This window comes from Nonomuraea sp. NPDC003754 (assembly GCF_053605785.1).
Map to the genome: position 1 here is coordinate 1 of NZ_JBSGJX010000084.1, position 14,437 is coordinate 14,437.

Genomic DNA, 14,437 nt, shown 5'->3' on the forward strand with positions numbered 1-14,437 from the left:
AATGCTCTGCGTTGTGATCGCCCCCCGGCCAGGAGGTTCCTCGTGTTCCACAAGATCGTGCGAGCCCTCACCCAAACCGTTCCAGACCAACGGGAGGCAGCCGAGGACGATGCGTGCGCCTACGGAACACAGTTACTCAGAGAGGCCCGCGAGGAGCTCAGCCGAGCGGACACCAAAGCCCAGGTCCTCCTCGGCATCGTTGGCATCGGCCTCGGCGCCGTCACAGGCGGCCTGCTCGCGGGAAGCTGGTCACCTTTCGCAATGTCCAATGCCGTCGAGTGGCTGTGGTGGGCGGGGGCGGCGACAGCTCTGGCGTCCGTGGTCGTACTCGCCGGCGCGGTCTATCCGCGGCTGGATCGACGGAAGGGGAACGACGCCGTCATGTACTACGCCGATGTCTTCCACCTCGACTCCACGGCGACCGTCGCCAGCGCTCTAATGCGGTCCTCGGCGCTCGATCTGGAGCGGGTCGCTGATCAGCTGTACCGGGTCAGCCGCATCGTCGCGCAGAAGTATCGCCTCATCCGCTGGGGGTTCTGGCTGCTCCTGAGTGGAATGTCGGCCACAATGAGCGCGGCGCTCATCAACGTCGTGATCACCGGCTCTCCGCCGTGACCGCGCAGGCGTAGGTTTGAGGTATGACGCCTACGCGGTCAGGCAGATCACGCTCTGCCTACCAGCAGCGTGTCGTCCTCCAGCGGCGGAACGGGCAGGCCGAGGAGCTCCAGGGTGCTGCGGAGCACTGATTCGTTCCTGACGACGAAGTCGAGCATGTCCACCGCCTGGTAGCTCTGCATGATCCTGTCGACGGTGCCGAGCAGTTCCTGCGCTCCCTGCTGCCGCTGCTCGACAAGCTCGGCGATGATCTGTGGCAGTTGCTCCGGGGCTGCGGCCAGTTGGATTGCGTGCACCACCCGGGCGCTTCCCTCCACGGCGGCCAGAAACTCCTGCCACTTCTGCCGGACCTCGTCGGTGCTCTTGATGCGGAGCAACGCCGCCGCGGCGTCGGAGGTGATGTCATGCAGCTTCCTATGGCTGTCCCGATTGAGCTGGCGTATCTCCTCGGGAACGTTCACCTCGGCTCCGACCGTCCATCGGTAGGCTCCCGTCATCGAGCCTGAAATCGATCGGAGTTTCTCGTTCACGGCCTGCTCCGCCGCGCCTGCCTCGGTTATCTCGAACCGCCGGGTGGTCGAACGTACCTCCTGGCAAGCGCGTTGGAGAACCGCCTCGGCTTCGGGAACTTCATCGTCGAGTAGAGCTCGGGTCCGCTTCCCAGCCGAGGTCGCGGTCCGGAGCAGGGTGACGGAGAAGTCGTAAGCGTCGCCCTTGGCGGGCGAGGCCAGAACGAACGGCTCGATGTTGACGAGCGGTTCGGTCTCGGGCTCGTTCTGCTGGACCTGATAGAGCATGGGTGCCAGCCATTTGCGCATGGGATCAGCTCCTGTGAACGAGTTGACGCAGGTGATGGTAAAGATCGGCGGCGATCTCACCGTGGTGCCGCCAGAGCCTGAGGTAGAGCAGGGCCCGCGTGGCGCTCTGCCTATCGGTCAGGCTGAAGATCTGGTCCGTGGTCTCGCGTACGGTGGACCGCTCGTCGTAATGGCGCAGCCATTCGCTCAGCAGCAGGTCCCAGGACTCGGGCACAACCAAGCGGCCATCTTCCTCGTAGCTGAGCGCGTTGCGCCAGAGCGTCACCAGCGAGGGATGGGGATCGAGCTGGCTCAGATGCGGCCGCTCAGGAGTCGAAGCGGGCAGTGCGGCCAGCCGTCCGAAGGCGAGGGCGGCGCTGCGATGACCGGCCGGTCCTCCGTAACTGACCCAGTCGGTGAGGTGGTTCACGATGGTGTGCGCGGTGTCCACGCGATAGAGGTAAGCGATGGACTGGGCCACGTCCTGCTGGAACTTGACGCCCTTGGTGAGAACCAGGTTCCTGAACGCGGCGAGGGCTTGGTCGGGTGCAGAGAGACCGACGGACGAGGCGTAGGCGCGGATCGCGATCGCCTTCTTTGCATCGCTGCCTTGGATCATCGAACGGAGATGGAGGTGGACACGGCGTGTCATCGACGGGTCTTCGGCGGCGGCCTCCAGTGCCAGGGCAGCGAGCTGATGATCCCGGGACCGGCGGGATTGGCTCCACACCTCCAGGAACCGCTCGTTCACGAGGGCGAAGTCGAAGGTCGCAAGCTTCCCGACCGCATGTCCGACCTTGATCCTCGTATGCGAAGATCCCTCACCCCCGAGCCAGCGCAGCCAGTCGACCAACGACTCGCGGATGGTCGGTTGGTCCTCCCAGATCACGCGCAACATGACGGCCGCCAACTTGGGGCGTCTCAGCCTTATGTTCCGCCCGCCACCTGGCCCGGCGGGTGTGGCCTCGGCGTCCACATAACTCAGCCAGAGGGGCAGCTTCTCCCAGAGCTGGACCGGTTTCGGCGAGTGATCACGGCGCCACTTCTCGTCGAGCCGTTCGGCCAGAGCCAGCGCCGCGCCGGAGATTTCCGCCTCGGGCAGCCCATGGAGTACGGCGATGCTTGTCATGAAGCACCGGCCTAGGGTCGGCCTGCGCTTCTCCAGGTCTTCGCCGACCTTCGCGCGCATCCGGTGGAATCGCCGGTTCAGCATGACCTCGATGGAGGTCCCGGCCTCCTGGGTGGCGGCCACCTGCTTGGCTAGTTCGACCACCTGCCAGGGTGCGGAGTGGGCACGAAGCTCCTCGTCCAGAAGCCGCTGATCCTCCGGGGCGAGCCGAACGCCCGAGGCCTGAACGGACAGATGCTTGGCGAAGATCCGGGTGTTCGGCGGGGCGTCGTGCTCGATCACGGGCGCGACCGAGGAGTGGATGTGCTCCGGCACCAGGACGATCATTCTGCAGTCCGCGTTGACGCCGGCGCGCTTGAGATTCGTGGTCACCCTGTCGACGGCATCGGGCGTATCGACCAGGTCCAGCAAGTAGCCGTGCCCCGATTCCAGTTCCCAGTCACGGGGGTTCGGCGTGCTCGCTCCGTGCGGAATGATCCAACTCGCCCTGCCACACCAGTCGAGCAGCGCCGCCGTGGCCGTGGTCGCCTTTCCGGTCTCCGCCGAGCCGCTGAGCAGGACCAGGCGTTCGCTGTCGAGCAGCCTGCGTGTATCGACTTGCGACTGGGTCGGTACCAGCGTTCGCCGTAGGTCCTCGATTTCGTTCTCCGTCAGCTCGTGAATCGTCGCCGTCGGTTGGGCCCGTCCCTGGTCAACGTGGATGTCGCCCTGGGCGAGCCAGATGTTTCCCTTCTTGACGCGGTTGCGCACGCGGCCGATCAGGTCCCGGGTGCCGACGCTGGGCCGCTCGTCGGCGAACAGGTCGTCCAGGTTCTGCCTGCGTTCCAGCCACTCCTGTCCGGAGGCGGTCATCTCGTTGCGGATCGATTGGTTGTCGGGCTCTTGCGATGTCTCGTCCGCTTCCTCGGGAGCGGCGGCTTCGGTCTCCGGATCTTCCTGCTGCGGGGGCTCGGATCTCGGTGCCTCAGGCGGAGAGTCGCTCATTTCCTCCTCCACTTCGGTTCACGAGCGACATTGATGTCTCCTTGCGCGAAGAGAATGTCACCCCTCTTGACCTGGTTCTTGATCGATCCGATGCTTCGTGGCGGTGATGACGGGGCGTCGTTGGACGGCGGGGACTCCGGAGTCTCCATGTCGTGGACGTCGAAGTGCGGCACGTACAGGTAGGCCGGATATTCCTGTCTCTTCTCTGCTACCGCGACCTCCAGGAACTCCGACGGTCTTGGCCGTCCCGGTCCCTGTGACACGTAGTCGCGGAACACCTCCCGCGAGATGATCAGCGCCAGGTCGGCGTCGCGGAAGGTGTCGAGCGCGGCCCGTATCGGTGCCGAATCACGCATTCTCGCGGGCTGCACGGCATGTTGCCCGGGCCACCCTGCCGCGCCGTCCAGCTGCAGCGGTCCAACGTGGATGGCCAGCCGAATGCGCATCCGCGCCCAGGTGGGGTCGCCGCGCCTGCTGTTGTGCGCTGCGATGGCCATGTCTAGCTCGGTCAGGAACTGGTCGAGGAGAAGGGGAATCGTGACGAGAGGGCCCGGTTCGGCGGGAAGGACGGCGGTCAGCGAATCACCTCCCACCTGGCGCGACCATGACTCCCGGTTTAGATGAACGCGGTCCGCCGCCGTCTCGATGGCACCGATCAGACCGGACTGGAGGGTGCGCTGCTGGGCGTCGGTGCGGCCGCCGTAGTTCTCGATGTCAGCTGTGAGCAGGACGCGGTAATCGTGCATGACCATGGCATCTCCAATGAGCGGGTGGGGCTCTACCGTGAGGCACCATCCGGCGGGAGAAGCCTTAGAAATATGGCTTGGCGAGGAACGGGAGGTCGGCGAGCGCAGTCAGCCCCGCCAGGTCCTTCACGACCACGTCGCGGTGCCCTCGTCGGATGACCCCCTCCGCGGCCAGTTCGCGCAGCGCCTTCTGCGTCGTGATCTCAGGCGATGAGCGTAGTAGAGGGCTTCGTACTCCGCCGGCGGGATGTTGCCGATCGAGGAGTGCAGGCGGGTCGTGTTGAACCATTCGACCCATTCGGCGGTGGCCAGTTCCACCTCGGCCAGGCTGTGCCAGGGCCCGCGGGGTTTGATCAGCTCGGTCTTGTAGAGGCCGATCTGCGATTCCATCAGCGCGTTGTCCAGCGCGTCCCCGACCGTGCCGATGGAGGCGTCGATGCCCGCGGTCATCAGGTGGGCGGTGAAGCGGAAACAGGTGTATTGGCTGCCGGCGTCCGAGTGATGGACCAGGCCAGGCCCGGCGGGGCGTCCGGCGCGGTCGCGCCGCCACAACGCCATGTCCACAGCGTCCAGCACCAGGCCGGCGCGTTTGGACAGCGAGGCCGCCCAGCCGACGATCGCCCGGGAATACACATCCACGACGAAGGCGACGTAGACGATCCCGCACCAGGCGGCGACGTAGGTGAAGTCGGCCACCCAGACCGTGTTCGGCCGAGGTGCGGTGAAGTCCCGCCTGACCAAATCGGCCGCCCTCTGATGGCCGGGATCGACCACAGTGGTGCGGATCTTCTTGCCGCGGCGGGCTCCTTGCAGGCCCAGGGCTCGCATCCGCCGCTCGACCGTGCACCGGGCGACCTGGTGGCCCTCGCGCAACAGTTGCCGCCAGACCTTCCGAGCGCCGTAGACGCCGTAGTTGGTGGTGTGGATGCGCTGGATGTGGTCGTCCAGCTCGGCGTCGCGGAGGGCTCGGGCCGAGGGAGTTCTGTTCTTGGCGGCGTAGTAGGTGCTGGGCGAGATGGCAAGGCCGTGTTCGGTCAGCACATGGCAGATCGGCTCGACACCGAACAGGTCGCGGTGTTCGTCGATGAAGGTCACGAGTGCGTGTGTGGCCGGTCGAGCTCGGCCGCGAAGAAAGCCGATGTGCAGTCAGCCGGTCTGATCACCGGATCGGACCAATCGGCGTTCCCAGACCAGGGCCGCGACCACACCGATGGCATAGGCGACCAGGTCCCATGGGTCGGGGAACGCACCGACCAGGACACCGCCGATGCCCGGCGGGGTCATGCCGACTATTTGGTAAAACTCGACGGCGGCGGCGATCGTGGCCGTGGCCAGGGTGCGCCGTGCGGCGGTGGTGCGCCACAGCAGCCCCAAGAACGCGTAGACCAGCATGGTGGCGCCGACGTCGCTCACGTAACCGCGGATGAACGGTTGTCCCGGGCCCCGGTAGAAGAGGGCAAATGCGCCGACGGCGAGGGCGACGCCACCCAGAAGGACCATGGCGCGGCGCATGAGATTGACATCTTCTCCGAATCTCAATGATCAGGACGAACTGATCATAGAGCTCGTCCCTTACGGCGGCATGCTGACTGCGTCAGGTCGGCGACCGCAGTGGCGTGCCATGGCGACGGCATGCCAGCACGCTGGAACGTAGTGACGATTCATCCGGAATGAGGTCCGCCCAGATGAAACAGGGGGTTGCGGTGCGCTTAGCGCCGCCTCGATGACCGCGCCATGGCCGATCCAGCCAGGCCTCGCACCGCTTGATCTCATCGCCGATGCCCTCATCCCACATCCTCGCCCAGCCACCACCCCGCTCCTCGGCTCTCTGCTTCATCAGAAACCACGCTCGCCGGGTCCGCAGCGCGAACACCTCGACGATCCGTCGACGTCTGACATCCCGTAGGCGTCAGCCAGGATCCGGCAGCGGCGCGGCACGTCCATCTTCCGCAACAGCGGGTCGGCGTCGACGGGGTCGCACAGCGGTGGCCAGTACATCATCGCGTTGGCCACCCGCCCGCCGTACACCGCGTCGCTCTGGTGCTCCCCACGCATGTGGGGGTGAGCCGGAGCCCGCGTGGCCACCTACACCGCTGAGGCGGTGCTCCCTGTGCTCGGTGCCTCTACCTACTCCCGCGCATGGGAAGAGGCGCGGCGCCTCGCCCTGACGCCGCGACAGGTCGCGTCTCCCCTTGCTGGCAAGCCGTACGACCTGCGGCACGCGGCCCTGTCCACGTGGCTCAACGCAGGCGTTGACGCAACCACAGTGGCCGAACGCGCGGGCAACAGCGTGGAAGTCCTGCTCAAGCGCTACGCGAAGTGCTTGGACGGGCGGGACGAGCAGATCAACCGGCGCATCGAAGCAGCCCTCAAGACATGATCAAACCTGGCCCGCAGTTGGCCCACAACCAGTGAGCGCCAATGAGAACGGGCGGGACTCCATGAGACTGGAGACCCGCCCGCTCGTATGCACTTTGCCCTGCTCAGCGCCTAGATTCCGCTGGTTAAGATCGAGTGCCCCCTGCAGGATTCGAACCTGCGCACCCGGCTCCGGAGGCCCCTCCGGTCGGAGGCTCCAACCAGTGATTTCGATGCCCAATGGAACCGTGCGGCTCGGAAATGGCTCGTCAAGGGCCAGGAAGTCGGCCACCTTGAAATGGGGTCAGCCCTTGTGGCCATACGACGGCCTGTTCTACAGCTCCCTGCCCCGCTTCACAGGTGTCGCACCAAGCCTCCTCATTGCGGCGAGTCCTCCACGCCTCAGCTTTGCAGTACGTGACAAGCTGACATACGGTCCCATGCGCTATGCCTCATTGCCGTGCGGGTGCGGCTGGAGGAGGTCAGTGGAAGAGAGCCCTGTCGCTGCTGCCGTACAGCAGGGGCGGGGTGAGCTCCGGCGACTTCGCGCACGTCAAGGTGCATGCGAGAGCAAACGCGTCCTGGACGGAGTGCCCCTTGGCAAGATGGCCGTACAGGTGCCGGGCGAACGCACGCATCTGCTCGTCGTCAACCTGGCCTGGCCAGGCAATCACCGTCTCGATCGTTTGCGACAGCAGGAGCGCGGCCGGGACGGAGGAGCAGACGCTGAGCACGGTCAATCGGGGCGGGAAGCGTGAGCCGGTGATCTCCTGGGTGAACCTTTCGTGCTCGAAGGAGAGGGGGTCTCCGTCAACCGACAACACCACGCCGCCGTATTGACTGTGCGCCATGACGTGAAGGACCACGGGACACCTCCTGTCGAGCAGATCGCGGACCTCCGCGAGGTCGACGCAGGATGCCTCATGTACCACCACACCGATGAGCCGCAGGATCTGCCGGACGATAGCGGCTTCCAGCCCGAAGGTGTTGCCGGCTGGCCGTGGGTCGCCCGAGATCATGACCACCTCGCGTCTGTACGCGCCGGGAGTGACCAGCATGGTCATTTCCGGTGCGGTTGCCGGTTCGCTCACGATGCTGAAATCCTGGGAGATCGACTCGGTTGAGGAGGACCATATGCCCTGCGTCTCCGCTGAGTGCACCGCATGGGAAGGCTGGATCGCTCCGATGGCCGATGGGGAGGGGTCCGGCTCTGATTTCGCAGCGGACGCATCCAGGTTGCCTCATCCTTGTGGGCGTCCCCGGGGGATAGATCGTGGCCACTCGGCGTCACTGGGCCCCGTCCCCATGACGGCAGAACGAAGGCGTGGCGGAATTGACCCAAGCAGACCCGGACTCCGATCTCCCCGGCCTCGTAGCTGTCGGGAGACGTAACAAAGAAGAGATCACTTCGATGTATAGGGCATGCTTGCCAATCTTGTTCCTGGCATCCGCGATCTTCGAGCCCCGCTAGCTGCAGGTTATCTCTGGCTGGTGGTTGCGTGGCTCACCTGGGCGCGTCACCTTCCAACGCCAGACAAAGCCACAGATTTGCTAGCAGATGCATATCGTCTAGGATCAACCGCCGGCCTTCCGGCAGTTGGTGTGGCACTAAGCTTTGCTGCATATATTATCGGCCTTTTTTCTACGTCAGTATCTACTCCAGCCCTCAAACTACTGAGTCGACGGTTCGACTCTATGGAATTCGTCCTGGAAGAGATCACAGATCGCTTCGGTGTTGATGGCCAGCGACACCTTTTTCCAACCGCTCTAACCTACGTACTGAGGGAAGAGCTCCGTCTAATTCCTGCTAGGCTGCTAGGACGCGAGCCCGAAATCTTCGAAGCGCATGACCGACTCAATGCCGAAGCAGAATTTCGGGCAGCCGTCTCATTACCACTGACAGCTATCGGTGTCACTATGGCGTTTCTAGTTAACCCTTCAGTCATGTTTGCATCTTCACTGTTGGCTTTCACAGCAATGTCTAGCGCCGTAAGCAGAAAGAATGCGGCGGACCGCGTATTGATTGAAGCGATTCGCGCCGACAGATTCGAATACCCTACACTCAAGGATGTGACAGATATAGCTCATAGACTGGTGCGCGTATTTATCGAAAGCGAGCAAAGGCAGGGCTTTAACAAGCCCTACAAAAAGGAAAAGTTATTTAATTTCCTCGGTGCCCGGGCACGCTATCAAGCGTATGAACAGGACGGTCCAAACGAAGGCGAAGCGCCTTCCAGAGCTACACAGCCAAAATTCTAATGAAGCACAGCACTCCGTTATGGGTGCGACCTATATTGCTAGCTAGCGTTTTGTTCCTCAGCCAACTAGCCGTAAGACCCGAGCCATCTGGAATGGCGGCGGAGGTCTTCGCTAAGTTCGCTTACGCGCTAATGTAATAAGACGCGGCTTGAGGGAGCTTCAGGAAGTCGTGATGCGACATGTTCCAGACATAGACTCCAGCCATTGCAAAGTCTCAGCTCATCATCAAATCCTAATGACACCGCTGTTCTGCACGGCAGGGCATAAGTAATAGGGAGCAGACTTGAGCACCCCAAACCGAGAGCTCCCTAGCCGAGCACTATCCAACACTTTAAGAGTGTTCATACTGTCTCCTATTGTCCTGCTGTTCGGGTCCGCAATCCGTCTGCTAGTAATCTCGAACTACGATCCATCGGCGGCAGGAGCAATCGCGTCACTAGGAGGAGTGGCAGGCACCTTACTGGGAACGCTCGTTCCACTCATCCCCCCCTTCTTTCCGGTGTTAGCGGTATGCCTCTTCCTTTTAAGAATGTGGAAGAGTCTCTTTGTTACCCTTCTGGGAATGGCGATAGTCGTGCCCGCCTATGCGAGCATCCCAGACTCCCTAAGGGTAGGCTGGGAGACGGTTGTAGATCTGTGGGATGTTATCTTCGACTCGGAGAAGAGGGCGGCAGCTTGGCAATCTGTTGTGCCAGCCCTCGCTTTTACCTCACTTGTCATAGCCTTCTTGGTTTTCGATCACTTCTCGCCCTGGCGTGAACGCATAAGAGCACAGTTCTCCACCGTAGATCAGCTGAGGCAACGGCATGAAGAGAGAGCAGAGGCGGGCCAGGAAGATGAAACCGCCGAAGGGGAACCAGTTCAACGACTCCCATCTAAACTGAATATTTTAATAGACCAGCTCATCACGCTTTCTTTCACAGCTATATTCACCACATTTCCATCAGTGTTTGCATTCGCTTCCATTACACACATATATCACGTGCCCTACAGTCATTCGGCGATCAAAGAGACTGTGCGCAGGCCCTGGCTTCCTTTGGAGGTGATCCAAACGAAGACCTTCACGTATGTTGGATATTCAGTCTCCGTGAAGGATGGATGGCATGCAATATTAACTGAGGATGAGAGAGCGATTCAGTACGTTCCTGTGACAGACATCGTCGCTCGTCAGGTCTGCAGGAAAGCATCTGAGTCGCTGAGTCAACCCGCGCCTCTTATTGACTTCTCGGAGAAGAAGACTTCTGTATGGAGATTGTGTCCAGTAGTCCCAGGGAGGGATCGCACCAGGTTCTAGGGCCAACAAGTGCTGGACGTTTTCGCCCTTACACGATTAACCGTAATGCCGCTAGTCTGGATCGCTCTCGCCACGCAAGGGCGACCAGGGAATGGGTTGCGCTGGTGGGCAACCGGTCCGAAGGTTGGCACCCGACGCTCTTCTTACTCCCGTAGTTCATGGTGTCAGGAGGCGCTATCGCTCCTCATCGGCGATCTCAGCAGTGAGTGAGACGCTCACTTCGTCGTCGTAGCGCTCCCGATGCGCGTGAAGCCGCATCACGCCTTCCCGGTGGATGCCATTCGGCCACTCGGTTGCGCCGAGAGCATTGACCCATGCCTCGAAGTCGCGCTGCCGTTGAATGGGATCGCTCGCATAGCAGTTACCGACGATCAATGGTTCGGCGCCAGCATCGGTAATCGTCCAAGCGATCACCGGCAGGCCACCCGCCTTGGCGAGTTGAAGTAGTCGGCCCAGGGTGGCGTGGCACTCTTGCTGGCGCTCCAGGCGTTCAGTCGTGTCAGCGTTGATCACGTTTCCTCGCTTACTGCTGGATGGCGGATACGTCGGCTAGCTCTACGGGCGTTTCCCCATGATCACGGTCGTACATCCCGGCGAGTGCGGGCTGAAATGCGTGAAGGTAATTTTTCCATTGGTCGCACAATGCGCTACGCGCCGTGGAATCGGTGTGGAGCAGAAACCTCGGAGTCCGTTCGTGGTCCGGCAGCAGCCCGGCCAACTCAACACCCCGCCCACGACACCGGAACCCGGTGACCTGCTCAAGAAACCTGCTCAAGAGACCAGGCGTCCGCGGCACGGCCGGCACGGCGGCGACCCAACTCGCCAAACTCGCCTCGCCGTGGTGCCGACCTCGGCACGATAGCCCCCATGCAACCACGCATCCCGTCGTCGCTTTTGTCGGCGTCGGCGCGTACGTTCACACCGAAACCACGTTCGAGATGGTGATGACCATGACCATGACCGCGCTCGATGAGCAAGCCGCCGTCCTCGCCCTGACCAAGGCTACCCACGCACAGTCCTGGCATCACACTGCCCGCGCCATTGCCACCGTGGGTAGCGCCCTCAAGCTCACGGATGGCGATGTCGCTGGACTGGACGCGACCGACCAGGCACACGCCGCCGATCTCCGCTCCCGCGTCAACGTCGAAGACATCGATCAGGCGCGCAACCTCATTACCACCATGCGCGCGAGCGGCGTCCACCTCATCACCGTCCTGGATGACACCTACCCCGGCAACATGCTGTGGGCCAACAACTACCAGCCGTTCCTATGGGTCCGCGGTCGGATAGCTCCCAAGGACTACCGGGCCGTCGCCGTAGTCGGCCAGCGTGACAGCGTGCACGCCGCCGCAGCCGCCCGCGCTCTGGCCGAGGCCGGGCTTACCGTCATCGCGCCGCTGCGCACCGATCTGGATGTAGCGGTACACGAGGCTGTACTCGCAGCCGGCGGGCGCACGCTCGGCGTGCTGGCCGGCGGGATAACCGCACCCGACACGCTCAGCCAGCACGCGAATGTCGCGCAGGAGATAGGCGAGCGCGGAGCGTTGGTCTCTCCGTTCTGGCCCGACACTGCCCCCACCGACCTCACGATCCCGCAGGAGCGCGTCGCGACCTGCGGGTTAGCCGCCACCGTGTACATCATCGACGGCGGCTACGGCGGGCCCAGCCACCGCTGTACCGAAATGGCGCTGAAAACGGGCAAGCACGTCTTCGTGCCCCAGCGGCTCCAGGAGGAACACTCGTGGGTCGCACAGGCAGGGTTCCGGGGAGGCATCACTGTCGTCCAGGACATTGACGACCTGTCCAAGCAGGCGGTCAATCTCGTAGATATGTGCTCCCAAACGACCATGTTCTGACTATGGGTGACGCCAGGGCGGTCACCGACCCCGTCATCCAGCTGTACAGGAACGTTCCGGCGATGCGCTCCGGAGTCTGCCGGATCTGCCACACGGGGCCCAACAACAGGTTCGAGACAGGAGAGCCATACGACATCTGCTCAAGTTGCGAACGCACCATGGGCGGGCTGTTTCGCCCGGCCACGCATGTGGTGCCCATCTCGTTAGCCGTCCAACACGGCGACGATAACGGCCTGTACAAGATCGTGGCCGACAAGGTAGCCAGACGCGCAGCTTCAGGTTGGTTGACGCCACGAAAGCTGATGGCGGCGACCCTAGCCCGCTTCTACGAGGCCCACGAGGCATGCCTTACAGGCTTATCCGGCGGGCCGTTCACGCTGGTGACTTCCATCCCCAGCACTCGAAGAAACCGGCCCATCGAGGCGTTCCACATCCTGACACAGGTCATCGGCGATGTCGGGGCATTGAAGGACCTGCACAAGCCGCATCTTCTGCTGGCCAACGATGAGCACGCCCCAAGGCTCAACGATCGGAACTCCCACCCGGATGCCTTCCGCGTGATGGGCGCCCAGAAGGAACATCAGGTGTTGCGCGGTAAACGGGTGCTCCTTGTAGATGACCTGTTCGTGTCCGGCGCCCACGTACAGAGCGCAGCATCCAAACTGTTCGAACACGGGGCCGAAGAGGTCGTCGCGCTCGTCATTCTCAGGGTGATCGTCCCTTCCTCCGGGCGCCCCAACAGAATGACGATCTGGCAGGAAGCATCGGCCGAGCCCTTCGACTTCGACCGCTGCTGCATCTTCGACCGGCAAGCCCACGCCAAGAACGTAAGCAACCTGTAGCTACGTCCCACGGCAAGACGGGCCTCGCTCTCGGCTCAGAGAGCGGGGGTCCACCTATACCAGCGTCAACGTACGAAAGAGCCTCGGCGCCGACAGCGCCGAGGCTCTCGCGCATTCCCAGCGCCTGACCACTACCTATGCAAGGAGATCGCTTCGCCATGCCCATCGGAGACACCGTCATCACCATCGTCGGCAACCTGACCGCCGACCCCGACCTGCGTTTCACCACCAGCGGCGTGGCCGTCGCCTCGTTCACCGTCGCCGCCTCCCGCCGCGTCTACGACCAGCAGAGCGGCAAATGGTCCGACAGCGACACCCTGTTCCTGCGCTGCAACATCTGGCGGCAGATGGCCGAGCAGGCCACCGAATCGCTGACGCGCGGCACCCGGGTCATCGTCACCGGCCGGCTCAAGCAGCGCGACTACGAGGCGACCGACGGCACCAAGCGCACCGTCTACGAGATCGACGCCGAAGAGGTCGGCCCGTCGCTGAAGTTCGCCACCGCCAAGGTGGTCAAGGCCACCCGCGACCGGGCGCCCCACCCTGCCGAGTCGATGAGCGGCGACCCGTGGACCTCCAACGCCCCCGCGGCGCCCGAGGCCGGCGGATCGGCTCCTGGCGGATCGGCTCCCGGCGGCGGATGGGCGGGTGGTGGCGAAGAGCCGCCGTTCTAGGCCGTCGCGCCAGCCCTCGGTGACATGCGAAAGGCCCCACTGCCCGGGGCCTTTCGTCACGCTTCACGTCCTATGAGAAAGGCTCGCACGTGGAGGCATCTGAGCACAACAAGGCAGGTGACGACCCCGGGCGCTTCGCCGACGGCATCCCCATCCCCGATAGCGCCGAGCCTGAGCCGGCCGGATCCGGCAAGGTCAAGCTCTCCCAGGTGCTGGTGCAGATGGCCGACGACAGCTACCGGCTGGTCCGCGCCGACGACGGCCGCAGCTACGCCGTCCCGCGCATCGGCCCGGCCATCGCGGTCCCGCTCGCCTCGAAAGGCGGGTCTGGGCTGCGGGCCCGGCTTGCCACCTCGCTGTTTCGCCGTACCGGCGAGGTCGCCTCCAGCGCTGAGCTGTCGGATGCGGTCAACGTGCTGGCCGGGGAAGCCGCCGAGCTGGATCCACAGCCTGTGCATCTGCGCATGGCCCAGCATGAGGGCGGCGTGGTGGTGGACATGGGCACCGAAACCGGCGAAGCCATCGTCATCACCGGCGACGGCTGGCGGATCGAACCCACCTCACCCGTCATCTTCCGCCGCTCCGAGCTGACCCACCCCCTGGTCACACCTGTGCGCGGCGGCAGCTTGGACGGGCTGCGCTCGCTGATCAATCTGTCGGAGGAGGAATGGCGACTGGCGGTGGCCTGGGTTGTCGCCGCCTACCTCACCGACATCCCCCACCCGATCCTGCTCATCCAAGGCGAGCAGGGCACCGCCAAATCCAACCTGATCCGCTGCCTGCTGATGTTGATCGACCCGCAGCCGGCCGCCGACCGCGAACCCCCGTCCGGGCAACGCGAATGGGCCATCTTCGCCCGCGCGTCGTGGGCGTTCAGCTTCGA

General features: G+C 63.5%; 15 protein-coding genes and 1 pseudogene. 8 read left to right on the plus strand and 8 right to left on the minus strand.

Annotation, left to right across the window (positions count from 1 at the left end; all coding sequences use genetic code 11):
* Positions 1-615: Pycsar system effector family protein (locus tag ACWEVS_RS44950; RefSeq protein WP_452557209.1), on the plus strand; the 615-nt coding region annotated here is incomplete at its 5' end.
* A 47-nt stretch (positions 616-662) separates the two neighbouring features.
* On the opposite strand, the gene ACWEVS_RS44955 is transcribed toward ACWEVS_RS44950, so the two are convergent.
* The 6 genes from ACWEVS_RS44955 to ACWEVS_RS44980 all read right to left on the minus strand — a co-directional run bounded on the left by ACWEVS_RS44955 (position 663) and on the right by ACWEVS_RS44980 (position 6,326).
* The gene (locus ACWEVS_RS44955) at positions 663-1,433 is read right to left on the minus strand and encodes a hypothetical protein (protein ID WP_452557211.1); all 771 of its coding nucleotides are present in this window, start codon (positions 1,431-1,433) and stop codon (positions 663-665) included.
* Positions 1,434-1,437: 4 nt separating this feature from the next.
* On the minus strand, positions 1,438-3,525 hold the full coding sequence (locus ACWEVS_RS44960; RefSeq protein WP_452557213.1) for a hypothetical protein: 2,088 nt from the start codon (positions 3,523-3,525) through the stop codon (positions 1,438-1,440).
* Positions 3,522-4,277 carry a hypothetical protein gene (locus ACWEVS_RS44965; RefSeq protein WP_452557215.1) on the minus strand — a complete coding sequence of 252 codons (756 nt, stop codon included), beginning with the start codon at positions 4,275-4,277 and terminating at the stop codon, positions 3,522-3,524. The genes ACWEVS_RS44960 and ACWEVS_RS44965 overlap by 4 nt, the downstream gene beginning before the upstream one ends.
* Positions 4,278-4,397: 120 nt before the next feature.
* A complete protein-coding gene (locus ACWEVS_RS44970) occupies positions 4,398-5,366 on the minus strand; it encodes an IS3 family transposase (RefSeq protein WP_452557217.1) in 969 nt (322 codons plus the stop codon).
* Between the two features lie 51 nt (positions 5,367-5,417).
* On the minus strand, positions 5,418-5,783 hold the full coding sequence (locus tag ACWEVS_RS44975; protein WP_449930599.1) for a DUF2809 domain-containing protein: 366 nt from the start codon (positions 5,781-5,783) through the stop codon (positions 5,418-5,420).
* Positions 5,784-6,107: 324 nt separating this feature from the next.
* Complete coding sequence (locus ACWEVS_RS44980) at positions 6,108-6,326, minus strand: hypothetical protein (protein WP_452557219.1); 219 nt, start codon at positions 6,324-6,326, stop codon at positions 6,108-6,110.
* Between the two features lie 22 nt (positions 6,327-6,348).
* Here ACWEVS_RS44980 and ACWEVS_RS44985 point away from each other — a divergent pair, with 22 nt between their 5' ends.
* Positions 6,349-6,651: a hypothetical protein gene (locus tag ACWEVS_RS44985; RefSeq protein ID WP_452557221.1), complete on the plus strand. Its 303-nt coding sequence runs from the start codon at positions 6,349-6,351 to the stop codon at positions 6,649-6,651.
* 460 nt (positions 6,652-7,111) lie between these two features.
* Here the strand turns inward: ACWEVS_RS44985 and ACWEVS_RS44990 are convergent, their stop codons facing one another.
* Positions 7,112-7,720: a hypothetical protein gene (locus ACWEVS_RS44990; RefSeq protein ID WP_452557223.1), complete on the minus strand. Its 609-nt coding sequence runs from the start codon at positions 7,718-7,720 to the stop codon at positions 7,112-7,114.
* 331 nt (positions 7,721-8,051) lie between these two features.
* Here ACWEVS_RS44990 and ACWEVS_RS44995 point away from each other — a divergent pair, with 331 nt between their 5' ends.
* Both ACWEVS_RS44995 and ACWEVS_RS45000 read left to right on the plus strand, forming a co-directional pair.
* Positions 8,052-8,888 (plus strand): hypothetical protein, encoded by an 837-nt coding sequence (locus tag ACWEVS_RS44995; protein WP_452557225.1) that lies wholly within the window; start codon positions 8,052-8,054, stop codon positions 8,886-8,888.
* A 562-nt stretch (positions 8,889-9,450) separates the two neighbouring features.
* Positions 9,451-10,182 carry a hypothetical protein gene (locus ACWEVS_RS45000; RefSeq protein ID WP_452557227.1) on the plus strand — a complete coding sequence of 244 codons (732 nt, stop codon included), beginning with the start codon at positions 9,451-9,453 and terminating at the stop codon, positions 10,180-10,182.
* Between the two features lie 174 nt (positions 10,183-10,356).
* Here ACWEVS_RS45000 and ACWEVS_RS45005 read toward each other — a convergent pair whose 3' ends face one another.
* Positions 10,357-10,695 carry a hypothetical protein gene (locus tag ACWEVS_RS45005; protein WP_452557229.1) on the minus strand — a complete coding sequence of 113 codons (339 nt, stop codon included), beginning with the start codon at positions 10,693-10,695 and terminating at the stop codon, positions 10,357-10,359.
* Between the two features lie 437 nt (positions 10,696-11,132).
* Here ACWEVS_RS45005 and ACWEVS_RS45010 point away from each other — a divergent pair, with 437 nt between their 5' ends.
* The 4 genes and pseudogenes from ACWEVS_RS45010 to ACWEVS_RS45025 form a co-directional block, all read left to right on the plus strand.
* On the plus strand, positions 11,133-12,038 hold the full coding sequence (locus ACWEVS_RS45010; RefSeq protein ID WP_452557231.1) for a DNA-processing protein DprA: 906 nt from the start codon (positions 11,133-11,135) through the stop codon (positions 12,036-12,038).
* 2 nt (positions 12,039-12,040) lie between these two features.
* Positions 12,041-12,880 (plus strand): hypothetical protein, encoded by an 840-nt coding sequence (locus ACWEVS_RS45015; protein ID WP_452557233.1) that lies wholly within the window; start codon positions 12,041-12,043, stop codon positions 12,878-12,880.
* 158 nt (positions 12,881-13,038) lie between these two features.
* Entirely contained in the window at positions 13,039-13,554 is a 516-nt protein-coding gene (locus ACWEVS_RS45020; protein WP_452557235.1) for a single-stranded DNA-binding protein, read from the plus strand.
* 209 nt (positions 13,555-13,763) lie between these two features.
* Positions 13,764-14,437, plus strand: a pseudogene (locus ACWEVS_RS45025) (ATP-binding protein); the annotation flags it as partial.

Excerpts from the sequence above, each read along its gene's own strand:
- ACWEVS_RS45010 (WP_452557231.1), top strand. The coding sequence starts at position 11,133 with ATGACCATGACCGCGCTCGATGAGCAAGCCGCCGTCCTCGCCCTGACC.
- ACWEVS_RS45000 (WP_452557227.1), top strand. The coding sequence starts at position 9,451 with ATGGCGATAGTCGTGCCCGCCTATGCGAGCATCCCAGACTCCCTAAGG.
- ACWEVS_RS44960 (WP_452557213.1), bottom strand. The coding sequence starts at position 3,525 with ATGAGCGACTCTCCGCCTGAGGCACCGAGATCCGAGCCCCCGCAGCAG.
- ACWEVS_RS44955 (WP_452557211.1), bottom strand. The coding sequence starts at position 1,433 with ATGCGCAAATGGCTGGCACCCATGCTCTATCAGGTCCAGCAGAACGAG.
- ACWEVS_RS44965 (WP_452557215.1), bottom strand. The coding sequence starts at position 4,277 with ATGGTCATGCACGATTACCGCGTCCTGCTCACAGCTGACATCGAGAAC.
- ACWEVS_RS45020 (WP_452557235.1), top strand. The coding sequence starts at position 13,039 with ATGCCCATCGGAGACACCGTCATCACCATCGTCGGCAACCTGACCGCC.
- ACWEVS_RS44975 (WP_449930599.1), bottom strand. The coding sequence starts at position 5,783 with ATGCGCCGCGCCATGGTCCTTCTGGGTGGCGTCGCCCTCGCCGTCGGC.
- ACWEVS_RS44995 (WP_452557225.1), top strand. The coding sequence starts at position 8,052 with ATGCTTGCCAATCTTGTTCCTGGCATCCGCGATCTTCGAGCCCCGCTA.
- ACWEVS_RS44980 (WP_452557219.1), bottom strand. The coding sequence starts at position 6,326 with ATGCGTGGGGAGCACCAGAGCGACGCGGTGTACGGCGGGCGGGTGGCC.
- ACWEVS_RS45015 (WP_452557233.1), top strand. The coding sequence starts at position 12,041 with ATGGGTGACGCCAGGGCGGTCACCGACCCCGTCATCCAGCTGTACAGG.